This window comes from Pediococcus cellicola, assembly GCF_001438655.1.
In the GTDB taxonomy this organism is placed as follows: Bacteria; Bacillota; Bacilli; order Lactobacillales; family Lactobacillaceae; genus Pediococcus; species Pediococcus cellicola.
Window position 1 is genome coordinate 40,779 of the sequence record NZ_JQBR01000007.1, and the last position, 23,143, is coordinate 63,921.

Here is a 23,143-nt window from a genome sequence, read left to right on the forward strand (position 1 = left end):
AAATGCGACTGGTTATTCGTTCTGTATACAATAACAATAGTGTTTTAGTTGAGATCGGTGAAAAGAAACAAGCCATTATTTCTGGTAAAGGGATTGGCTTTCGTAAACGTCCCGGGGATACCATTTCAGCCACAAGCGCGAATAACATTTTGTATTTAGAAGATGACCGTATCAAGAAACATTTTGCCACATTACTCAAAGATGTGCCTATTGATATTGTTGTCACAGCTTTTAAGGCCATTGATATGGCTAAGCACACCTATCATTATTCGGTTTTGAACTATATTTACGTCACGTTAACGGATCATATTTTTCAGATGTACAAGCATTTGATGAATGGTAAGTATCAACCTAGTATGGTGCCTGATATTCATGAACGCTACCCCACTGAGTATGCGATTGGTAAAGCTGTTTTACGTATGATCAATCAAAATCTCAACGTACACTTTCCAGATGCAGAGATTAAAAATATTGCGCTGCATTTTATTAATGCAAAAGGGGTTGATCCAGAACAAGTCCCAACAGATAATCTCAGTAGTAGTGTGAACCGCATTGTAAAACAAGTGTTTGAAGCATATGATATCAAGCGTAATTTGACGAATCAGAATTATTTTGACAGATTGATGATTCATCTGCAGTATTTGGTAGAGCGGGTACAAACAAAATCGTTGGATGATCATACTTTAAATCGAAATATTGAACAAGATTTTCGGCGGCTTTATCCAAAGTCATATGAAATTTCCGGGAAAATCTGTGATCAACTTGAATCAAGCTTAAGAATCAGTTTAAATGAAAATGAAAGGGTTTACTTTATCATTCATATTCAGCGGTTGATTCAGGAAAATGAAAATACAAATGCATGACAATTAATTTTTAAGAGTGGAGGATTCATTTATGGCTACTAAAGAAGAAATTTCAATGACAGGTTTTTCTATCGTTGCATACGCAGGAGATGCGAAAACAGACCTTATTGAGGCCTTACAAGAAGCACGCAAAGGCAATTTTGATCACGCCAGAGCTTTAGTGAAAGAAGCAAACGAGTCCATTGTAGATGCTCATAATGAACAAACAAAGTTATTGAGCAAAGAAGCCGGTGGTAGTGACATGGACGTGACCTTTATCATGGTACATGGGCAAGACACGTTGATGACCACCATGATGCTCAAAGATGAAGTGACCTTTTTCATTGATGAGTATGAACGTATTCACAAAATTGAAAGTCAATTAGGCATTGATTCACCAAAATAACGGAGGAAACTAGCAATATGACATTATTAAAACGGGTTAAATCTTTACCAAAAGACTTTGTTTGGGGTGGGGCAACGGCTGCTTATCAGGTTGAAGGCGCGACTCAGGTGGATGGAAAAGGTAAAACAATGTGGGATGACTATTTAAAAGCCCAAGGTCGTTTCTCGCCCGATCCCGCCAGTGATTTTTACCACCTTTATCCAGAAGACATTGAATTGGCCAAATTGTATGGCCTGAATGCCATTCGGTTATCGATTTCTTGGACACGAATTTTTCCTGAGGGGTATGGCGAGCCCAATAAGTCAGGAGTGGCATATTATCATCGACTGTTTAAATGCTGTCTTGATAATGGCATCACACCATATGTATCGTTACATCATTTTGATTCACCCAAAACTCTATTTGACGATGGCGATTGGCTAAATCGAAAAACGATCGATTACTTTGTGACTTATGCGGACTTCTGTTTTCAAGAATTTACGGAAGTGAAAAACTGGTTTACCATTAATGAACTCATTTCGCTGGCTTTTTCACAGTATGTTCAAGGGAATTTCCCACCTAGTCATCATTTCGACGTTACCAGTGCGATTCAAGCAGAGCATAATGAACTAGTGGCACATGCACGAGTTGTCAATTTGTTTAAAGATAAAGGTTATGAAGGCAGAATCGGCTTGATTCACGTCCTGCAACCTGTATACCCGTATCCCAACACGCCAGAAAATGCGCATGCGGCGGAATGTGAGGATGCCTTTATGAACACCTTTTTACTGGATGGCACTTTTAAAGGCGAATATGAACCGGAAACGATGAAATTAGTCAATGAGGTTCTAAAGGCTAATGATGCGCATCTTAACATCGCACCTGGAGATATGGCCATTTTGAAAAAAGCGTCTACCCGAAATGATTATTTTGGTATGAATTATTACCAACCTTCATTTGTGGCGGCTTATCATGGCGAGAGTACCAACACGTTTAATGGCACAGGTGAAAAGGGGACCAGTTCATTTAAGTTTAAAGGTGTTGGACAACACGTTAAGAATCCAGAAATTCCTACAACTGATTGGGATTGGAATATTTATCCTAAGGGTCTGTATGATATGCTCAAGCGGGTTAGTGAAACCTATGAAAATTGTAAAACAATCTATATTACCGAAAACGGGCTTGGCTATAAAGACAACTATGCCGGGGTAGGCAAAGTGATTGATGATGAACCGCGAATTGATTTTATTGATCAACATATTGAAGCACTCCTTAAAGCACGCAATGAAGGCGTTGATGTTCAAGGGTACTTCGTGTGGTCCTTGCAAGATCAGTTCTCGTGGGCCAATGGTTATAACAAGCGTTATGGGCTGTTTTACGTAAACTTTGATACGCAAGCTCGTGAGATTAAAAAGAGCGCACAGTGGTTTAAAGAATTAGCTGACACGATGCCAGATTAAACTTGTCTAATTATTTTAAAGATTCCGGTGTTTTCCTTCACATTCTTGTAAAGGGACACTGGAATTTTTTGATGTTCATTAAGAGATGGGCTAAAATTCCTTGGAACGGCACAAATAAAGCCGATTTGATTTAATCTGAGCTAATTTTTTGTAAATGGTAGCGCTACAGCTAAATATTGACTATAATCAAGTTAAAAGACAGAAGTAAGAGGTAGACCCAATGCAATATAATAGAATTCTGGTTCCGGTGGATGGCTCAAAAAATGCTGAACTAGCCGTTACAAAGGCCGTTTTTACCGCCAAACGTAACTCGGCACATTTAGATATTATTTCTATCATTCAAACAAGCCGTTTCTTAGATGTTTATGGGCACATGGGATCCAACACAGACTATTTGGATATCACGTATAAAAGAACTAAAGAATACGTTGAAATGCTTAAAGAGCGGATTCACGAAAAATATCAATTTGACGATGTTTCGATTTCTGTAGAATCCGGTAACGCTGCTAAAATTATCGCCAAGATGGCTCCTGAAAGCTTTAACGATGACTTAATTATGATGGGGGCCACTGGTATGAGTGCGCTTCAGCGAACGATGATTGGCTCGGTAGCGGACTATGTGGTTCGAATGGCCAAATGCGATGTGCTCTTAGTGCGGACTGATTTGTCAAATAAATTACAGTGATTTGTGTGTTCAAGAAAAAGTACACAACGGTTTTCGACGTTCATTGGAAACGGCAACAAAAAGATGCCTTATTGGCTGTGATTACCGAGATCCAAGCGATGGTTAAATAAGTATCACTCAGTTTGAAAAGCTAAAAATCCCCCTAAGGTTGGAAAAACAATCTTAGGGGGATTTTATTATAGGAAGTTATTGCTTATTTAAGCTTTAACGAAATATGGGTGCTAGTCATTAAAAAAGGAAATTGAATGATTTGCCCGTTAAAACGTTACAGTTTTTAGCTAAGCGAAAAAATTACCTTTTTTCTGATTTTGACTATTAAAGTTCAAAAACAGGAAGAGACTGGTAGTTTTTCCCAGTCTCTAAGATTTGTAAGTTTAATCGTTTAATGTAAATTGTAATTTCATGCGTGGTTCACCCAAAGCTAACATTTGTCCAAGTAGTTTGTTGGCATTTTTCATAGCCACTGCCGCCATTTGGTCATTAATTGTTTCTAGGTAAAGTTGCACATCATTTTGCTGTAGATAAGTTTTATCAGCTTGGCTTTGCAAGTTTCGGCAAGCAGCAACTGTGTTTTTTTCAAAGAGATTTTCTTGATCTTCATATAATCCAAAGTCATGATCGCCCATTAACGCTAAGACGTTTGTGAGCCAGTACATAGTTGTTGGATCGCATTCTCCAGTAGTTTTTTGGTAGGCGGCTGGGGTGTGCGTGACATTCGCATAAAATGGTACAACGGCATTAAATGTATTTGGACCAAATGCCAGCCAATGAATGCCCGCAATTTCCGCTGGAACATCGGAACGAATTTGTAAGATGTGTAATTCTTGATTACGGTTAATACCAATTGGACGGAATTGTTTCTTTTCGGCCTCAGTACCGGTTCCATAAGGATCATAAGGTGTGTTTTGATAATGTGAGCTTAAAACAAACTTCATATCTTCAATGCTGATCTTTTTGTTTGTTCGACAAATGAAAGGTAAGTCTTGATCAATTGGTGTTGTCTTAAATTCAGGATTAAAGTATTTTTGACCATACCAAGCTCGTGGATTGTTATAACGGGTGTCTTTGATTGTGGCACTGCCAAAAATGTGACGTAAGTTTACTTGATCCCGATCTGGATTCAAATGATTCTTTTCAATTAATTCAGGTAAATCACTTGCAAACAGTGTGTCTTCCGAATCAAAATCGTATTGATCAATATTGAAACGATTAGGTGCGATCACGTAAGCATCATCTGGAATTCGAATTGCAGCCCAGTGATGTCCACCAATGGATTCAAAGTACCAAACCTCATCCTGATCGGAAAAGGCCATGGCGTTCATTTCATACGTACCATATTTTTCCAAGAGTGCCCCCAAACGTTGAACACCTTCACGAGCAGAGTGGATATACGGTAGTGTGATGGTGGTAATATCTTCTTCGCCAATACCGTTTTCAACTAACGGGTCTACACCTAAAATTCGAGAATTAGACGTGATGGTTTCCGTTGCAGTCATTGCAACGTTCTCACTGTTGATTCCAGCGCCTGCCCAGATGCCGTGATCATCGGTAGCATCAGGTGTTGAAGTGTAGCGCAAAGGATTATCAGGAAGTTCAATTTTAACGGGACTCAAGACTGCTTGATAGTGTCTTGGTTGATCTTCAGGCTTTACGACCACAAATTTTTGTGGGTTAAGTGGGCCAGCCCCGTCTTCGTTACGAGCAATCATGGTGGAACCATCAATGGAAGCTTTTTTACCGACTAGAATAGTCGTACAAGAGCCTTTAATACGTTTTGTCATTAAAATATCATCTCACTTATCTATTTAGTTTAATTGTAAGATACTTGTGTCAAAATTGCGAATGACAATAAAAAAGGGCTGGAAATTTTTCCCAGCCCTTTGTTTTTTGGTAAATGGTGTGAACAGTTTTAGTTATTGTCAGCAGCTTCTGCAGCCTCAACGGCTTGCTCTTTCTTAAGTAAGGTACGGTCATAATGACGAATGAATGGGTACCAAACAAGAAAGGCAACGAAGGCGCAGAAGATTGATAAAACGGCGCCTTGCCAACTGGCAGTGGCTAAGAAACCACTCAAGCCTACTGGGGTTGGCCAAGGTTGTTGAACAATAATTTTCTTGACGATTCCAGAAGTGACTGTGAAATAGCCAACGATTCCGGATACTAACGGTGCACAGATAAATGGCACTGCTAACTGGACGTTGTAGACAATTGGAAGTCCAAATAAAATTGGTTCGTTAATGTTAAAAATAGCTGGGACCAATTCAACCTTACCAATACTGCTAAGCTGCGCTGATTTAGCTCTAAAACTTAGCCAAATCGCCATACCTAAAGTGGCACCAGAACCACCAATGATAACGAAGGCATTCATGGGATCGCCGGCAAAAAAGTGATTAGCGCCATGAACATTAGCGGCCATATTAGCCAAAACAATTGGTGTATAGAAAGAACTCATAATGGTAGCACCATGAATTCCGAACCACCAGAGCAGGTGAATCAAAAAGATAATGACCAAGAATCCCCACCAAGTATCAGCAATGCTACTGATAAATGAAAATGGAATATAGAGTACTTTAAAAATATCAGTTCCAAATAAAACCAAAATTAAGTTAATGCCACCTACGACAACAGCAATACAAAAACCTGGTATTAAGGCACTGAAAGAATTAGAAACCCCTGCTGGTACAGAATCAGGCATTTTAATTTGCCAGTTATGTTTAATGGTGAAGCGGTAGATTTGAACCGTTATCCACCCCACAACTAAGCCAGTAAAAATTCCGACAGCAGCAATTCGTGTAACTCCACCTGTAGAAACGGCATAGCCACCTCCGATAATGTTAGCTTTATCTAATGATTGGACAAATTGGACACTGCCATTTTTCCAAACCAATTGAGGTACCGTGATGAACATAGACATTAAGAAAAGCATCAACCCATTTAGAGGATCAAGATTGAGTTTTTCCTCATCACGGTATATTTTTGTGTAAGTATAAGTGAATGTTCCTGAGAAAACGAGGGCTAAAATACCCATTGTAGAGTTATAAATAACTTGGAATAAATTAGTGAAACGTCCAATTGTGTCTGCGTACCAAGCGGCAAACCCAGGAATAGGAAAGGCCTGTGGTAGAACAGTTAAAATTAGAAACATAGCTCCCACAATAGAGAAGGTGATTACACTGTAACCAGCGGCCATGATTGCACGAACAAAACGAGAACCAGAAAATCTTCCAACAGCGTTGCTAAACTTATCTTTAAAAGTCATAGATTGATCTGCCATATTTTTAACCTCCAATTAGAGTCCGAAAAAGCGTGTAATAAATCATTGTGACGCTTTTTCTGTAATAGTTTTATGACGAAAAATACCATGTTGGTAACCGAGCCCCACATTCCTGACAATCGATTTAAAAATAAAAAATAAGAGCATGACACAAAAACAACCTTGAAAGTGAAGTAAACTTTGCTTAGGTTTACATGGTCAGGATGACTTATGTAGTTTCTCAGTTACTAAATAAAAATGTTTAATTCAAGTTTTCATTTGCATCATCTCCTTAATATTTTAGTTGATTACTATATTGGTTAGTATAAGACACTTGTCACTTTTTTTGCAAGCGTTTTCTGTATGCGCTTTCAAAATTGTTTGATATAGGAACGACAAAATGCCGTTGTAATGCGATTTCGACTTGAAATTGAATAAAATTGCTTTTCAAGCAAAGGGGGACAAATTTTTCCTTTAAGTGTAAAAATTTATATTGCTTTAATTGGTCTAGATCTTTTTTGTCGAAATAATCTTGTGGTTTTAAAATCATTTAATGTGAAAAGAATTTTTTCTGTACCGTCTGTTTTACATTGTGGCTTGATTCTGATTTAGGACTAGTATTTAAAAATAAGGACGTCAGTTACTCGGATAAAATAGTCAGAAACTTAAAAAGCACTTATAGAAGTTCAAATGGACTTTCATAAGTGCTTTTTTTAAAATGTAGGTAAATTAAGAGAAGATTCTTAAACTTCAGAAGCAATATGTTGCAAAATACCATTAGCCACACCATCTTGGCGATTGCTAGTGGAAATGAATTTGGCGTAGTTTTTGACCTTTTGGCTGGCATTCGCGACGGCGATTGGTAAACCAACTTTTTGAAACATTGGAATGTCATTTTCACCGTCGCCAAAAGCAGCAAGCTGATCCGTTTTTAAATGTTCAACGGTCTGAATATGACTGATGGCATTCGCCTTGGTGGCGTGAATATCTGTGATTTCGATGTAAGCATCTCCTGATGTCATCACGTTCACGTCAGGCAAGCTAAGTTGTTTGAGGTAGGTTTCAAGTTGTTGAAACAGGGCTGGATTAAAACTGATCAACATAAATTTATAAACGGCATCTGTTAAGTGCTCAGGCAGAGGACGAATAACTGGTTTTTCGTGGGTGATAGATGTTTCGAAGTCTGTTTCTGGACAGTTTTTATTCGTGTACCAGGCCAGTTCTGAGTACCAGTTCAAGGAAGCCTGCGCAAATTTCTGTGACACAATGGTCATGATTTTTTTGACGATTTGGGGCTCGATGGCCTTGGTGTAGAGACGTTGATTATTTTTTTCAGTTGGCTTGAAAATTAAGCCACCATTAAAAGCTACTTGCGTGGTGTGCAGCTGAAGATCGTGGATGGCAAAGGCCATTTCAAAAGGGGCACGTGCAGAGACTAGTGAAACCGGAATGGGACTGTTGCGAATCACGTTAATATTTTTAGGACTAATAGAGCCATCCGGACTCAGCAGAGTGTTGTCCATATCTAGAAAAATGTGTTGTATCATGATGAAACCTCATTTCTGACCATATTCAATAAAATAGGTGGCGCTTTCATAATTTTAGTGTAGCATGAAAGTTATTCTATAGAATGACTTTTTTTAAGAATCTCACGCAAATAGGCAAATGGTTCGCATTCTGAATTTGAGGCTCGTTATAATAAAGGTTGTAAACGCTGACAACTCAACCAAAAGTGAGGAGATTAATATGGCCTACAAATCAGTTAATCCTTATAATAACGAAATGTTCAATGAATACGAAAATGCAACTCCTAAAGAAATTGAAGCCGCACTACAGCAGGCAAGCGATTTGGCGCGCCGTTGGGAAGACGATGATTTAACGCAAAGAAGCCAAATGCTGCACAAAATTGCGAATCAGTTACGAAGTCAAAAAATGGCTATGGCCGAAATCATGACCCGCGAAATGGGAAAATTGATTGGTGAGTCTGAAGAAGAAGTGATGCTTTGTGCAAACATTGCCGATTACTTTGCAGATCACGCCGAAAAATTTTTGCAGCCTACCAAGCTTGAAACTACTGATGCTGAAGCCATAGTGTTAAAACAGCCTTTGGGTCCTATCATGGCCTGTGAGCCTTGGAATTACCCCCTATATCAGGTGATGCGAATTTTTGCGCCTAACTTTATGGTGGGTAATCCTGTTATTTTAAAACACGCTTCGATTGTGCCGGGATCGGCTCGAAAAATTGCCCAAATATTTGAAGATGCAGGTGCTCCGGAGGGCAGTTTATTGAACCTTTTCTTGGATTATGATCAAATCGCGGAGATAATTGCTGACTCCAGGGTGACGGCCGTGGCACTGACTGGATCTGACCGAGGTGGGAAAGAAGTAGCTAAAGTGGCTGGCGCACATTTAAAAAAATCGACCTTAGAATTGGGCGGTAACGATGCTTTTATTGTGTTAGATGATGTGGATAAAGAATTATTGTACCAAGTGGCACCAGGCGCGCGATTATCTAATTCTGGGCAGGCCTGTACAGCTTCAAAACGGTTCATTGTTCCGGATACGCTTTACGATGAGTTTTTAGAACAGATGATCAGCGCGTTTGAAGCAGTCAAAATGGGCGATCCGATGCAGGCAGAGACGACTTTGGCACCACTATCTTCAAAAAAAGCTAAAGAAAAACTACAAAAACAAGTTGATGAAGCCGTCGCGTCGGGGGCAACTGTGGCTTATGGAAATCAGCCAGTTGACTTACCAGGACAATTCTTTATGCCAACCATTTTGACGAATGTGACACCAGAAAATCCTGTGTTTGATCAAGAGTTGTTTGGACCAGTTGCGCAAATCTATCGGGTGCATTCGGAAGAAGAAGCCATTGAATTGGCTAATCATTCTCAATATGGGTTGGGTAGCGTGGTAATGTCCGGAGACCCTCACCATGCACAAAAAGTAGCCCGACAGATTAAAGCTGGAATGACATTTATTAATCATGAATGGACCAGTTTACCAGAATTGCCTTTTGGGGGGATTAAAAATTCTGGCTATGGACGTGAACTAAGTAAGTTAGGAATGTTGGCATTTGTCAATGAACATTTAATTTACACAGCAGAGACCAATTAATTAATGAAGTGAGATGCAGAACAGTGACAAAAGAAAACATTATTCGTGCGTATTTTAAGATGTGGCTCACAAAGGATTTCTCTAAAATACCCACATTGTTTGCGCCTGAGATCATTTATACAGAATGTTATGGCCCGCAATATGTAGGAATTACCGAAATGTTGGCCTGGATTCAGCATAAATCAGCAGAACAAACGGTTTTGGAGTGGCGCATTGGAGATATACTGAGCGTCGACAATCAAACGGTGGTAACGTGGTTTTTCAAAGCTCGTGAAGCCACTACCTATTCGTTTGATGGGGTTTCTATCATGACGTTTAATGCGGATAATCAGATTTGTCAGGTGAGTGAATATCAATCCAAAGCGAGTCATTCACGGCCGTACAAAGAGGTCTAAAGGAAGAACTTTGTTGACAGGGTCCGTACTGTCTGTATACACTTAGAAGGAAAGAAAACTGACTAAATATCGTAGAAAGATAATAAGAGGCGAAACCATGGCAAATAATGTAACGGTCGTTGGTAGCTTGAATATGGATGTTCATATCCCAGTAGCACATATTCCCTTACAAGGAGAAACCTTAAGTTTATTAAAACCTAGTAGCCACGCAGCTGGTGGCAAAGGAGCCAATCAAGCGGTAGCGGCCCAACGTCTGGGTGCTAATGTCCATTTCATTGGTTCCGTTGGACAGGATGATGCTGGTGCGGTGCTGCGGCTTAAATGCCAAAATGAAGGTATTGACACAAGCGCCATTCGAGTTTTGCAAAATGCCAATACTGGGCAAGCGTTTATTATGCTGGAACCAGATGGGCACAATACCATTATGGTGGAAGGCGGTGCCAACAAATTAGGTTCGGTAGACGCGGTGAAAGCCGATAAAGTTAGTATTCAGCAGTCTCAAATTACGATTGCACAATTGGAAACTAACTTGGAAACTGTTGTAGAAGCTTTTCGACTGGCCAAACAGGCTGATGCATTGACCATTTTGAATCCGGCTCCTGCGTTGCCTGAATTACCTGCAGAATTGATTCGGTTGACGGATGTGATTACACCTAACGAAACTGAGGCAGCAACCTTGACTGGTTTGAAAGTGGAAACGGCTGAAGATTGTCAGAAGGCAGCAAAAAAATTTCACGAAATGGGTATTAAAAACGTGGTAATTACTTTGGGATCTCGCGGAGTCTTTTATGATGTGAAAGGTAAGTCCAATTTGGTGCCAGCACATAAGGTGGAGCCGGTAGACACGACAGCTGCTGGAGACACATTTATCGGTGCGATTGCAGCTAAGGTGGTTCCAGATTTAAGTAATATTGAAGAAACGATTGCTTTTGCGAACTTAGCGTCATCGTTGACGGTACAAAAAGAAGGCGCAATGGATTCAATTCCGAAGTTAGAAGAAGTAAATGACGCTAGATAAGGGTATTTAGACGAGCTTAAATGCCGTTATAGAAAGGAATCAATGAAGTTAAAAAAGTGTAAACATTTCAAAGTGGCACTCACAAAAAAGCAGTTTAGTTGGCTAGAATTGTTTGTGTGGATTGGTTTGATTCTCTCTTTGCGTTGGTTAGCCAAAGACTAACTCATAAGGGGAGTGGAAAAAGGTGCTCTGACTGCGAGCATACGCCGTCGTTCAGACGATTAAAAGCGTTAAAGTAATAAGTTGCTATGGCAACCTAGGCAACCGAATGAGTCATTCTTTGAATCGTTTGGTTTTCGTAGCTAAGCGGAAAAGTTAGCTTTTTTCAATTTCGACTATTCAATTTTGGACTATTAAACTTTAAAGACAGGAAAAGGCTGGGAGTTTCTCCCGGTCTTTTTGTTAGGGCGTATAAGTCATGCTAATAAATGTCACAGGGATGCCAAAGGGCTGGGCATCACGTTCACTTGTTTTTTTAAAACCTAATTTTGTGTATAGCTGAATGGCGCGATGATTAAAGCTGGCGACCTCAAGCGTGACTTTGCTGAAATAGTGATAATGTTGCTGACCAAAAGCAAGGCACTGTTTGACAAAGGGGACACCATAACCTTTTCCGGTGTCTTCCGGTCGTATGCCTAAACCGATCTCCATGACACCATTGTGAAATTGGTATTCGTAAATTCCAAAAAGCTTGTCATTTTCGTCTAGTACCGAAAAGTAATCGCTGGTCCCGTTAAAAATTTCATTTAACAGGTCTGAACGATTAATTGAGGATGGAAAATTGTAAAAAGTATAGGGCTCGGTATATTTCCAATCAAGATAGGTATTGGCTTGAGAAGCCGTCATGTTCACAATTTTGGTCATGGAGACACTTCCTTTCTTACAGCTCCATCATACACTAAAATGGGTAACTTTATTAGGTGATTTTTAACTTCTATTTTTGCCAATAATTAGGGTCAGACCAATTAGCACGGCACCTAAAATTAGGCAGAGTGTATTAATTAGTGTGAGTGGGAATGGCTTTATAATGCCAATCACAAGAATGAGAACGGCAATGGCAAGCAACCGTTGATAAAATTTATTTGACATGAGTGGCTTCCTTAAAAAGTATTGTATGCTATTTTATATTCAACCATGTTTATTGAACTAACGCAATGGTATAGAGCAGATAGATAAAACTGACGATGATGTGCTATGATAAAAACATCATAGTGAGTCTATGCGAATTGAAAAATCGTCATTATTTTTATAGATGTTAATGGCTACTAGTGTAGCTAAATTTGAAGTAGTCCCCCGTTCTGGGGATTACTTTTTTGACGATTTTTTTCATCGTTCATAGTAATTATCTTTTGCAAACGATTGATTTTTAAAAACGATGGTGTATAATACGAGATATAGTGTAACAGGAAAGCGCTATCATACTTTTACACTAATTCTATAACGAAATGGAGGAAAAAACATGCCGGATAACTTTTTGGAATATGAAATGTGGGGGAAGAATGCTTTATACACGGAACCGCTTAGCCGTGGGTCTGAAAAAATGTCTTTTCCGATCCCAACATATCAGTCTTTGATCGGGACCTCTGAAAGTATATACTGGAAACCAACTTTTAGGTATATTATTGATGATTTGCGTGTTATAAATCCTATTAAAGTTGAGTCGAAATCGATGCGACCACTAGATAAAAGACTCGCGTTAAATCATAATACGTTAGCATTTTACACATATCTATCGAATGTCAGATATCAAGTGAGATGCCATATTGAATGGAATCTGCAAAGAGAAGACTTAGCTGCTGACCGAAATATGAAGAAGCACACTGCAATTTTTAAACGAGCATTGAAGGCTGGAGGCCGTAGAGATCTGTTTCTTGGCACGCGTGAGTGCCAAGGATACGTAAAGCCACAAGCTTTTGGTTCTGGTGATGGGTATTATGACAATGTGACGTCTCAATATTTTGGATTAATGTTTCATGGTTATAACTATCCCTCTGATACCGGTAATTCAATGCTTTCTGTGCGAATGGATGCACCGATAATGAAAAATGGTGTTGTGCATTTCAAGAGACCAGAAGAATGTAAAATTGTCCAACCAATACGAAAAATTAAAGATGTTGGTGGTCACAATCAAAAATTATTTGAATCGGTAGATGACCTTTATCAACAAATGATTAGAGGTGATGATAAATGACCGTGTTCCAGGACTTAGTTAAAGTTTATGATGCCAATCAAGACATGATTGGCAAATTTGAACAAGATCAATTTAAGAATGATTATACGCTATTGCCAGCTTCACATATTTCCGTGAGAGTTCAAATCGAGGTTACTGTGAATAAAGATGGGCAGTTTTATACTGCAAGACGATTAGACAAGCCGGGTGAAACGACGGTAATTCCAGCAACAATTCACTCCGCTAATCGGGCAAGCAATATAGCAGCACACCCGCTTCAAGATAAAATTAAATATGTTGCCGGCGATTATTCTGAATATGCAACCAATGACAAAAAGGCAAAGGCCTATCATGAGGCCTATCAAAATATTTTTGAACAGTGGGTGCAATCAAAGTTTTCAAACGTACGATTAAAAGCACTTGAAAAGTATCAAGAAAAGAACGCTTTGATAAAGGATCTTGTTTCGGCTGGAGTCGTTACTTTAGATTCTGGCCAGCTGTCCAGCAAGGACAAGGATGCTTATGTGCGTTTTGACGTATATGATGACAATCCAGAATCAATTTGGCGAGATACAGGAATGTATAAATCGTGGACTGATTTTTATAGCCAATTGTTAAAAGAAAAAACTCCTCTAAATGTTGATTACTTAACCGGTAAATTAGTTCCAACGACCAAATTGATTGAAAAAAATATTAATCCGGTTACAAGTGGCGCTAAATTAATTTCTGCTAATGATTCTAGCAACTTCACCTATCGGGGCATGTTTTTAGGAGATGACTTTTATAGTATTGGTTATTTAGAATCTCAAAAAATGACCCATGCACTAAAATGGTTAATCCAAAGGCAAGCTTTAAAGAGTGATAGCCGTGTGTATCTATTTTGGAGTGATGGTGACGGTAATGACTCTGTTGCTCAGGCCGCCAAATCTCTCACTAACGGTATACCAGATTGGCAGGCTCAAAAGCTTCAATTACTTTCACAGAGTGACGATCAGGGAGATACTGGGCAACAAATAGCATATGCCTATAATTCGCGATTATTGGGGCTCACTTCGGATATTGAGTATGGAAAATTAGTTCATATAATTTTTCTTGATGCTGCAACTACTGGAAGAATGGCAACTGTATACTATAATTTCATGGATACTAAAGCATTTAAAGAAAACATCGAAAATTGGGCTAAAAATTGTGGCGTGACTATCAACGACACCCATGGACAACATATTCATACGCCAACTATTAATCAGCTTATCAGCAGTGCTTATAAGGTAGGTCGAGGCGGCCAACGTTATGAAACTTTAAAAAAACATGCATTAGGGAAAATGATAATTGCCATCACAACTGGTCAATCAATATCTGACGATTTGTTGACGGCAATACAGCACCGACTAACTAAGCCACAAGGATATGATGCCTTACATCAATGGTATAACGATTTATATAATTTTACTGCGGCATTTAATTACAATCAAAAAGGAGGAAAAAAGAATATGGCTTTGAATTTAGAAAATCATGATCGATCATACTTATTTGGTCGTTTACTAGCACTTGCAAATGATATGGAAGAGCGTGTGTTGTATCAACGGCAATCCGCCAATCCTAATGTAAGCTCACGATTAACGACTGCTTTACGTTTTATGACTAACTTTGCTAATCAGCCAGCAACAACTTGGAAAAGAATTAATGAGAGTATTGTGCAGTCTTACCTGGGATCGCTGAGTGCTGGAAGTCAACATTACTATTTAAATCAGCTTACTGATATTTTAGATTTGTTAGAAGATCACGGGATGACAGATGAGCCCCTAAAACCGCAATATCTAACTGGTTTTGCATCACAATATGTTTATAATCATAAAAAACAAGATAAAAAGACAAGTCAACAAGCGGAGGCATAAAAATGAGTTCAAATATTTTGCAACATAAAATCGATTTTTCAGTTGTTATTGGTGTTAAAAATGCTAATCCTAACGGCGATCCACTGGATGGTAATCGCCCACGAGTGAATGCAGATGGTTTTGGAGAAATTACGGATGTTGCAATTAAGCGCAAAATTCGTAATCGTTGGCAAGACATGCATAAACCGGTTTTAGTGTTAATGGAAGAAAGAGTCAAAGATGGTGTGATGAACATTCGGGATCGTGTAAAGCAGAGCGAGGCGGTTAGAGATGCCATTGCTTTACAAAAAGATGATAAGAGTCATTGGCGCGATGCTTTTTATACTGCTTCTTGTGCAAGTTGGTTAGATGTACGTGCTTTTGGGCAGGTAATGCCATTTAGTGCAAGTAAAAAATTGAAAGATGGTCTAGATGGCGTATCGATTGGTATTCGTGGACCGGTTTCTATTCAATCTGCCTACAGTGTGAATCCAATTAATATCAAAGAAGAACAGATTACAAAATCTATCAATCTTGAGCCTGGAAGTGAAGGAAAAGCTAGCGACACGATGGGAACTAAGGCTTCCGTACCATTTGCGGCGTATAAATTCAATGGCAGCATTAATGTTGAACAGGCAGAAAAGACTGGCTTTACAGAAGATGATGCAGCAGATCTGAAGGAAGCCTTGAAAACACTATTTGTTAATGATAGTTCTGCAGCACGTCCAGAAGGTTCTATGGCAGTCTTGAAACTAGTTTGGTGGGAACATGATTCTAAGTTGGGGAAAGTTGCACCTTACATTTTACATGATTTGACAACAGTTGAGGTTCCAGAAAAAGCACAAAGTTTTAATGAAATCAAGATAACCGTTAATGAACCTACAGACATGACAGGAATTCATAAGGATGTTATTGCTGGTTATTAAACATTTTAATGGGAGCTGGCAAAATGTATATTGCACATATTAGTGAAGATGATGAACGTGTACAGTCGTTGAAAGACCATTTATTGAATGTGCGCACTCTATGTGAACAATGGGGAAGTAAGCTTGATCTTCAATATGTTTGTGGTTTAGCTGGCTGGCTTCACGATGCGGGTAAATATAGTCAAAAATTTCAAAAATATATTCGTGACCCGAATGGAAAACGAGGATCAGTCGACCATGCCACAGCGGGGGCCATTCTCTTGTACGATTTTGCTCGTGGTGGTCAGCATGATTTTAGCGGAGAATTTAGTCCTGAAAAAGATGGCTTCAAGACGCTACTAGAAGAATTATTAGGAAACGTCATTATGGCTCATCATAATGCTAAAGGTGCTCTTGATTTTATTGATCCGGTAAGTTTGAATGTACCTTTTACCCAACGTTTAAATAAGCAAGTCAAAGGCATTCATGGGTATGATGCCAGCTATCTGGAACAGTATCAACAAGTGAAGGCTAACTATTTTACCGAATTTGAGAAAAAAGAGTTCTCAAATTACTACTCAAAAGCACTATCTGAAGTAAAAAAAATAGGGGTGCAGGCATTTGTAGATGGTCAAAACTTTTATTTAAGATATGTGTTGAGTGTGCTAATTGACGCCGATCATACTGATACAGCAAATTTTGAAGGGCATACCAAATTTGGATATAAAAATAATCAACGTGATATTCTTAGTCGATACTTTGATGTGAATGAACAAGCAGTTCAAACGCAAATCCGTATGAACACGAAAGAAAAGAATGACAAAACGAAACGGCTTAATCAACTGCGCCAAGAAATGTCTGACGCTTGTTTTGCCGCGGCTAGTGATCAAACTGGAATTTATTCATTGTCTGTTCCTACAGGCGGAGGAAAAACACTTTCCAGTTTACGTTTTGCACTACGAAAGGCCCAATTACAGAATGTAGATAGAATTATCTATGTTGTGCCTTATACAACGATTATTGAACAAAACGCTAACGTAATTCGCAAACGCTTGACTAATAGTGAAGATAAGGACGACAACATCTTAGAATATCATTCGACGGTTACTCATGAACCACAGAAAGCTAGCTATTATTACTCTTGGGACAGTTGGGATTCACCAATTATTTTAACTTCTCAAGTGGCCTATCTGAATGCTTTGTTTGGAAAAGGAAGTAAAAACATCAGGCATATGCATCAATTGGTACATGCTGTTGTGATATTTGACGAAATTCAAACGTTGCCAATTAAGTGTATTGAGATGAACAACGCTGCTTTAAAATGGCTGAAACTGCAGGGAACAACTAGCTTATTGTGTACAGCAACTCAACCTGCGCTAGATAAAATCAGTAATGGTTTACCTATCAATAAAGAAATCGTGCCTGATTTAAAATTGGCACAACAAGCATTTAAGCGTGTTACTATTCAACCTGTCTTCAATGAGGATAAACAGTTAAAAACTTTTTCTCTTGAGAATTTGATAGAATTTATAGAGAATAAGTTGCAACAGGGTGTTCATAGCTTATTAGTGATTTTAAATACCAAGGCAGCAGTTCGAAAAGCATATGAGGCGTTAGATGAGCAAGAAGGATTACTTAAGTATCACTTATCAACGGCGATGTGCTCAAAGCACCGGCAGGTTGAATTTTCAGAAATCCGAGAACAACTGAAAAATCTCCAAACAAATACAAAGAAGATTGTCGTTTTTTCAACCAACCTAATTGAAGCTGGCGTGGATTTGAGTTTTGAATGCGTGATTCGTTCTTGCGCAGGACTTGATAGTATCGTGCAGGCTGCAGGACGTTGTAATCGTAACAATGAAGTGAAGATGGGTTATACTTATTTGATACAAATGGATAAAAGTGTGGAGAATGTAGGAGGGCCGCTAAAGTTCTTGGGAGAAGCAGCTGGCATTACAAAGGTTTTATTGGCTAATAACGTTAACCAAGATCTTTTATCAGATAAAATTGTGCGAGATTACTTTATACGTTTATACACCAAAAGAAGTTCTGATCTTCCTTATCCAAGTAAAAATGGTTTAAAGCTTTATCCGTTGATTGGCAGCAATGCGGGTGAAAGCCCAAATTTCGGTAGTGAAGTCAACTATTATCACAAAAACAAGACAGTACCGGCTACCTATTTGAGTGTGGCTCCAAATACAGTTGCTAACTTGTTTCAGGTAATCGATTCAGCAACAACTGATGTGATTGTTCAGTATGGTGAGGGCAAAAATATTGCAGCTCAACTCATTTCTGAAAAAAGTAAATTTGAAAACATTTCGGGACTTTTAAAGCAGGCTCAAAAATATTGTGTTTCTGTTTATGGAGATCCGGGGAAAAAGGGTAGTTATCTCGGTAAACTAGTTGCAGATGGTAGTGTGCGTTATTATCCAGAACAGGATATTTTCATTGCTGAAGAAGGCTCATATAGTGAAGAATTTGGTTTGGGAGAAGGCAGATTTGGCTCTTTAAATTACTAATGCAATTGGTAGTAAAGTGCGAGAGTGAAGTGCACACAGAATTACAAGGCGATTCGCACCAATATTTGCAGAAAATTGTTTATTTTTTGTTGTATTTATTCGTTAAAAGTTTTTAAATTATGTACAGCCGTCTAAATATAGGTACTCGATAATTGAGTACACTATATTTTGCGGTCACATCCTTTATGGATGTGTGAATTGAAATCGATTATTGCATTGTCACAACTTAATCGTGGCGGTCACATCCTTTATGGATGTGTGAATTGAAATCGAAAGCAGGCTACTATGCTCGTTTAGGAGCTGATGTCACATCCTTTATGGATGTGTGAATTGAAATACAACAGCAAAGCGAGTTATTAAAAACTCTGATTGTCACATCCTTTATGGATGTGTGAATTGAAATCTTTCATCCGTGGAAGAGGGCTAGAACAAGTACGTCACATCCTTTATGGATGTGTGAATTGAAATAACGTCAGTCGCTAGTACCGCACCAATTGGTAACCGTCACATCCTTTATGGATGTGTGAATTGAAATAAACAATCAGGAAAACTCATTCGAGGCAATTCCAAGTCACATCCTTTATGGATGTGTGAATTGAAATGCTACATGAAGCGTGCTTATGGGTCTGGTGCAAGGTCACATCCTTTATGGATGTGTGAATTGAAATTATGAACCCGAATGCTGACCAATTTGGTGGTAGGAGTCACATCCTTTATGGATGTGTGAATTGAAATAGTGGGTTACAGCTAGGTGGTATTGGAATTATTGCGTCACATCCTTTATGGATGTGTGAATTGAAATATGCGATTGGAACTATTCAGACTGGTAATATCGCGTCACATCCTTTATGGATGTGTGAATTGAAATCTTGAAGGTTCCATTACCTCCAAATCAATTGAAAGTCACATCCTTTATGGATGTGTGAATTGAAATAAGTGCAGCTGATAATGCTGACAGTGCAGCAGTTGTCACATCCTTTATGGATGTGTGAATTGAAATACCAGATTACGTGTTCAAAGGCAATTGGGCTAATGTCACATCCTTTATGGATGTGTGAATTGAAATAATCCAGCCCATGTTGGCCTGCTCAATTGCATTGGTCACATCCTTTATGGATGTGTGAATTGAAATAGTAATGCTTAAAATTACTGGATCATTGCAAGACCGTCACATCCTTTATGGATGTGTGAATTGAAATCCTGATACTTAGACCAGTCTGGCCCTTGATCACGGTCACATCCTTTATGGATGTGTGAATTGAAATTGAACAGCATGGTGAAATAACCATTGATACTGACACGTCACATCCTTTATGGATGTGTGAATTGAAATAATGGGTAATCCAAGCGGGTCAAGTGTGAAACGCTGGTCACATCCTTTATGGATGTGTGAATTGAAATAATGGAACTCCAATTTCTAGCAAGACTGCTCGTGGGTCACATCCTTTATGGATGTGTGAATTGAAATACAACGTGGCTGGCGGTTGGGTTGGTGACTATCGTGTCACATCCTTTATGGATGTGTGAATTGAAATAGAACGATTACATGGTGGAATGCACATGGAAAGTAGTCACATCCTTTATGGATGTGTGAATTGAAATTTTAGTGATCGCAACTAACACCGAAGAAGAGTATTGTCACATCCTTTATGGATGTGTGAATTGAAATATCAGTAGCTTTCTTTGTGCGTGGGTACGCAACAAGTCACATCCTTTATGGATGTGTGAATTGAAATAAAACTGCAAGTGGCGTTTACACTAGTTCCAACAAGTCACATCCTTTATGGATGTGTGAATTGAAATTAGGCATGCCATAGCTTCCGTATTTAATTATCCAGTCACATCCTTTATGGATGTGTGAATTGAAATATCAGTGATCGCAACTAACACCGAAGAAGAGTATTGTCACATCCTTTATGGATGTGTGAATTGAAATATCAGTAGCTTTCTTTGTGCGTGGGTACGCAACATGTCACATCCTTTATGGATGTGTGAATTGAAATATGAAATTCTTAATAAAATCAGGTGAAATTGGCTGTCACATCCTTTATGGATGTGTGAATTGAAATCCTAATAAGTCCAGTGACTTTAAAGAATAAGCTTGTCACATCCTTTATGGATGTGTGAATTGAAATATAATATCCGACCAAACACCTTTATACGTTTCAGATTGTCACATCCTTTATGGATGTGTGAATTGAAATGAATCCGTATTGAAATACATTAACTTGCGTGACCAGTCACATCCTTTATGGATGTGTGAATTGAAATATATCCTCCTTACAAAAATAGCGGCCAACCAACAGTCACATCCTTTATGGATGTGTGAATTGAAATGCACTTGAATCCGACAACGAGTAGGGTCGCTCCCAAGTCACATCCTTTATGGATGTGTGAATTGAAATAATTATTGTTCAACAACCACCGCGCACCGGCAAAACGTCACATCCTTTATGGATGTGTGAATTGAAATTTATAATCGTAATCGCCCACCAATTTTTTAACCCGTCACATCCTTTATGGATGTGTGAATTGAAATCTGTCCTAGGCCAGATAGCATGTGGAGACCCAATCGTCACATCCTTTATGGATGTGTGAATTGAAATTGAAAATGGACGTCAATTATATGTAGTTAAGAATTGTCACATCCTTTATGGATGTGTGAATTGAAATAGGTCTTGCTCGTAGTCGTCGCGAACCTGCAGAGTGTCACATCCTTTATGGATGTGTGAATTGAAATGACACATGAGAAGCTAGCATATCAGAAAGTTCGAGTCACATCCTTTATGGATGTGTGAATTGAAATTGGACTGGTAGCAGGAGTGATGATCGGAGACGCTGGTCACATCCTTTATGGATGTGTGAATTGAAATTTCAATGGTATCGCCCATACTTGCGTTTACATAAGGTCACATCCTTTATGGATGTGTGAATTGAAATAGAACAAGTAAATCAGCAAGTGGTTAAGACTGCGTCACATCCTTTATGGATGTGTGAATTGAAATAAAATGCACGTCATAATTTTCTAACAACCAATAATGTCACATCCTTTATGGATGTGTGAATTGAAATTTGTTTAGGCAAATTTACACCATTAAAATCGCAATGTCACATCCTTTATGGATGTGTGAATTGAAATACAATAAGAATAACATGGGGTGGTATGACTGCGCGTCACATCCTTTATGGATGTGTGAATTGAAATAGAAGGCTTATAGTGCTGACCAAGATAATTTTAGTCACATCCTTTATGGATGTGTGAATTGAAATCTTTATCTATTGGAGAAAGGGCGGCCCTAGATGATGTCACATCCTTTATGGATGTGTGAATTGAAATTACAAGTTGTAGGTTTGATCGCAATCGGCGCAGTGGTCACATCCTTTATGGATGTGTGAATTGAAATACGCAATCCATCCCGGTAAGGTTGTCGCTACCGGTCGCATCCTTTATGGATGTGTGAATTGAAATGTTCATCTTCGCATTCGCGCGGGTGTTATTTAAGTCGCATCCTTTATGGATGTGTGAATTGAAATATAGCATAGTTGTATACCTCTTCGCGGGTACTGGGTCGCATCCTTTATGGATGTGTGAATTGAAATCATATATCACGCCATTAAACTATCAAACCTTAGAGTCGCATCCTTTATGGATGTGTGAATTGAAATATCACAAAATCATATCCGAACATGTCCACCAAACCGTCGCATCCTTTATGGATGTGTGAATTGAAATTTTAACCGAGTAAGCAGTAATTGAGTTCCAGCCGTCGCATCCTTTATGGATGTGTGAATTGAAATGATTCTAAAGATAAAGCAAAATTTAACAAGCAATTGTCGCATCCTTTATGGATGTGTGAATTGAAATCGACACCAAGGCTGAACGGAATGCAACTATGTTTGGTCGCATCCTTTATGGATGTGTGAATTGAAATTCAAGTCATGATGGTGTTGACTTTTCTGGCGCTGTCGCATCCTTTATGGATGTGTGAATTGAAATTTAACAGGCGATGGTAATAACAAACCAATTGGTTTGTCGCATCCTTTATGGATGTGTGAATTGAAATATTTGAGTTTCTAAGTATTCCTTGGCCAATCCCGTCGCATCCTTTATGGATGTGTGAATTGAAATCATAAACAGTGCAAAATCATTGTTAGTTCGCAAATGTCGCATCCTTTATGGATGTGTGAATTGAAATAAAAATCTTAGGGTGCTTGCTAATGCTGTTAATGGTCGCATCCTTTATGGATGTGTGAATTGAAATAGAAATAGCGCCATAACGTTCAATTGTGAAAGTGTTACCGTCGCATCCTTTATGGATGTGTGAATTGAAATAACTTGACCCGCCACACTAAGCCCGTTAGCGTGTCAGTCGCATCCTTTATGGATGTGTGAATTGAAATTAAAAATACTAAACCTAAAACTAAACCAGCTAAGAAGTCGCATCCTTTATGGATGTGTGAATTGAAATACATCGTCTTGCATAATCTGTTTGATAGCTGCTACTGTCGCATCCTTT

General features: G+C 38.8%; 16 protein-coding genes and 1 CRISPR repeat array (1 of these 17 running past the window's edge). Of the genes, 11 read left to right on the forward strand and 5 right to left on the reverse strand.

Annotated elements, in window-relative coordinates; genetic code table 11:
* Positions 1-2: 2 nt before the first annotated feature.
* The 4 genes from IV80_RS07080 (at position 3) to IV80_RS07095 (ending at position 3,372) form a co-directional block, all read left to right on the forward strand.
* Positions 3-863, forward strand: a complete 861-nt coding sequence (locus IV80_RS07080) for a PRD domain-containing protein (protein ID WP_057751515.1) — start codon at positions 3-5, stop codon at positions 861-863.
* A 31-nt stretch (positions 864-894) separates the two neighbouring features.
* Positions 895-1,248: a PTS lactose/cellobiose transporter subunit IIA gene (locus IV80_RS07085; protein WP_057751517.1), complete on the forward strand. Its 354-nt coding sequence runs from the start codon at positions 895-897 to the stop codon at positions 1,246-1,248.
* Between the two features lie 17 nt (positions 1,249-1,265).
* On the forward strand, positions 1,266-2,687 hold the full coding sequence (gene lacG / locus IV80_RS07090) for a 6-phospho-beta-galactosidase (RefSeq protein ID WP_057751520.1): 1,422 nt from the start codon (positions 1,266-1,268) through the stop codon (positions 2,685-2,687).
* Positions 2,688-2,907: 220 nt separating this feature from the next.
* The gene (locus tag IV80_RS07095; protein WP_057751522.1) at positions 2,908-3,372 is read left to right on the forward strand and encodes a universal stress protein; all 465 of its coding nucleotides are present in this window, start codon (positions 2,908-2,910) and stop codon (positions 3,370-3,372) included.
* Positions 3,373-3,746: 374 nt separating this feature from the next.
* On the opposite strand, the gene IV80_RS07100 is transcribed toward IV80_RS07095, so the two are convergent.
* The 3 genes from IV80_RS07100 to IV80_RS07110 form a co-directional block, all read right to left on the reverse strand.
* Positions 3,747-5,153, reverse strand: a complete 1,407-nt coding sequence (locus IV80_RS07100; RefSeq protein ID WP_057751524.1) for a C69 family dipeptidase — start codon at positions 5,151-5,153, stop codon at positions 3,747-3,749.
* A 128-nt stretch (positions 5,154-5,281) separates the two neighbouring features.
* The gene (gene celB / locus IV80_RS07105; protein ID WP_057751526.1) at positions 5,282-6,646 is read right to left on the reverse strand and encodes a PTS cellobiose transporter subunit IIC; all 1,365 of its coding nucleotides are present in this window, start codon (positions 6,644-6,646) and stop codon (positions 5,282-5,284) included.
* Positions 6,647-7,368: 722 nt separating this feature from the next.
* Positions 7,369-8,172, reverse strand: a complete 804-nt coding sequence (locus tag IV80_RS07110; protein WP_057751527.1) for a Cof-type HAD-IIB family hydrolase — start codon at positions 8,170-8,172, stop codon at positions 7,369-7,371.
* Between the two features lie 199 nt (positions 8,173-8,371).
* Here IV80_RS07110 and IV80_RS07115 point away from each other — a divergent pair, with 199 nt between their 5' ends.
* The 3 genes from IV80_RS07115 to rbsK all read left to right on the forward strand — a co-directional run bounded on the left by IV80_RS07115 (position 8,372) and on the right by rbsK (position 11,158).
* Positions 8,372-9,745 carry an NAD-dependent succinate-semialdehyde dehydrogenase gene (locus tag IV80_RS07115; protein ID WP_057751530.1) on the forward strand — a complete coding sequence of 458 codons (1,374 nt, stop codon included), beginning with the start codon at positions 8,372-8,374 and terminating at the stop codon, positions 9,743-9,745.
* 23 nt (positions 9,746-9,768) lie between these two features.
* On the forward strand, positions 9,769-10,140 hold the full coding sequence (locus IV80_RS07120; RefSeq protein WP_057751531.1) for a nuclear transport factor 2 family protein: 372 nt from the start codon (positions 9,769-9,771) through the stop codon (positions 10,138-10,140).
* Between the two features lie 97 nt (positions 10,141-10,237).
* Positions 10,238-11,158 (forward strand): ribokinase, encoded by a 921-nt coding sequence (gene rbsK, locus IV80_RS07125; protein WP_057751534.1) that lies wholly within the window; start codon positions 10,238-10,240, stop codon positions 11,156-11,158.
* A gap of 402 nt (positions 11,159-11,560) precedes the next feature.
* On the opposite strand, the gene IV80_RS07130 is transcribed toward rbsK, so the two are convergent.
* Together IV80_RS07130 and IV80_RS10120 are read right to left on the reverse strand one after the other, a co-directional pair.
* Entirely contained in the window at positions 11,561-12,022 is a 462-nt protein-coding gene (locus IV80_RS07130) for a GNAT family N-acetyltransferase (protein ID WP_057751536.1), read from the reverse strand.
* Positions 12,023-12,085: 63 nt separating this feature from the next.
* Positions 12,086-12,247 (reverse strand): hypothetical protein, encoded by a 162-nt coding sequence (locus IV80_RS10120; RefSeq protein WP_157048833.1) that lies wholly within the window; start codon positions 12,245-12,247, stop codon positions 12,086-12,088.
* A gap of 370 nt (positions 12,248-12,617) precedes the next feature.
* Between IV80_RS10120 and cas5c the strand changes: the two genes are divergently transcribed.
* The 4 genes from cas5c to IV80_RS07150 are packed head-to-tail and all read left to right on the forward strand — an operon-like array spanning position 12,618 to position 18,626.
* Positions 12,618-13,349 (forward strand): type I-C CRISPR-associated protein Cas5c, encoded by a 732-nt coding sequence (gene cas5c / locus IV80_RS07135; RefSeq protein ID WP_057751538.1) that lies wholly within the window; start codon positions 12,618-12,620, stop codon positions 13,347-13,349.
* Positions 13,346-15,223 carry a type I-C CRISPR-associated protein Cas8c/Csd1 gene (gene cas8c / locus IV80_RS07140; protein ID WP_057751540.1) on the forward strand — a complete coding sequence of 626 codons (1,878 nt, stop codon included), beginning with the start codon at positions 13,346-13,348 and terminating at the stop codon, positions 15,221-15,223. Before cas5c ends, cas8c begins: the two co-directional genes overlap by 4 nt.
* A gap of 2 nt (positions 15,224-15,225) precedes the next feature.
* Positions 15,226-16,128 carry a type I-C CRISPR-associated protein Cas7/Csd2 gene (gene cas7c, locus IV80_RS07145; RefSeq protein WP_057751542.1) on the forward strand — a complete coding sequence of 301 codons (903 nt, stop codon included), beginning with the start codon at positions 15,226-15,228 and terminating at the stop codon, positions 16,126-16,128.
* 23 nt (positions 16,129-16,151) lie between these two features.
* Complete coding sequence (locus IV80_RS07150) at positions 16,152-18,626, forward strand: CRISPR-associated helicase/endonuclease Cas3 (protein WP_057751545.1); 2,475 nt, start codon at positions 16,152-16,154, stop codon at positions 18,624-18,626.
* Positions 18,627-18,799: 173 nt separating this feature from the next.
* A CRISPR array of direct repeats spans positions 18,800-23,143; the repeat unit is 32 nt; unit sequence GTCACATCCTTTATGGATGTGTGAATTGAAAT (it continues 351 nt past the right edge of the window).

Bases quoted from the DNA above. Each gene is read 5' to 3' on its own strand.
- rbsK (WP_057751534.1), top strand. From the start codon at position 10,238: ATGGCAAATAATGTAACGGTCGTTGGTAGCTTGAATATGGATGTTCAT.
- celB (WP_057751526.1), bottom strand. From the start codon at position 6,646: ATGGCAGATCAATCTATGACTTTTAAAGATAAGTTTAGCAACGCTGTT.
- IV80_RS07110 (WP_057751527.1), bottom strand. From the start codon at position 8,172: ATGATACAACACATTTTTCTAGATATGGACAACACTCTGCTGAGTCCG.
- cas8c (WP_057751540.1), top strand. From the start codon at position 13,346: ATGACCGTGTTCCAGGACTTAGTTAAAGTTTATGATGCCAATCAAGAC.
- cas7c (WP_057751542.1), top strand. From the start codon at position 15,226: ATGAGTTCAAATATTTTGCAACATAAAATCGATTTTTCAGTTGTTATT.
- cas5c (WP_057751538.1), top strand. From the start codon at position 12,618: ATGCCGGATAACTTTTTGGAATATGAAATGTGGGGGAAGAATGCTTTA.
- IV80_RS07150 (WP_057751545.1), top strand. From the start codon at position 16,152: ATGTATATTGCACATATTAGTGAAGATGATGAACGTGTACAGTCGTTG.
- IV80_RS10120 (WP_157048833.1), bottom strand. From the start codon at position 12,247: ATGTCAAATAAATTTTATCAACGGTTGCTTGCCATTGCCGTTCTCATT.
- IV80_RS07115 (WP_057751530.1), top strand. From the start codon at position 8,372: ATGGCCTACAAATCAGTTAATCCTTATAATAACGAAATGTTCAATGAA.
- IV80_RS07095 (WP_057751522.1), top strand. From the start codon at position 2,908: ATGCAATATAATAGAATTCTGGTTCCGGTGGATGGCTCAAAAAATGCT.
- IV80_RS07085 (WP_057751517.1), top strand. From the start codon at position 895: ATGGCTACTAAAGAAGAAATTTCAATGACAGGTTTTTCTATCGTTGCA.
- IV80_RS07100 (WP_057751524.1), bottom strand. From the start codon at position 5,153: ATGACAAAACGTATTAAAGGCTCTTGTACGACTATTCTAGTCGGTAAA.
- IV80_RS07080 (WP_057751515.1), top strand. From the start codon at position 3: ATGCGACTGGTTATTCGTTCTGTATACAATAACAATAGTGTTTTAGTT.
- IV80_RS07130 (WP_057751536.1), bottom strand. From the start codon at position 12,022: ATGACCAAAATTGTGAACATGACGGCTTCTCAAGCCAATACCTATCTT.
- lacG (WP_057751520.1), top strand. From the start codon at position 1,266: ATGACATTATTAAAACGGGTTAAATCTTTACCAAAAGACTTTGTTTGG.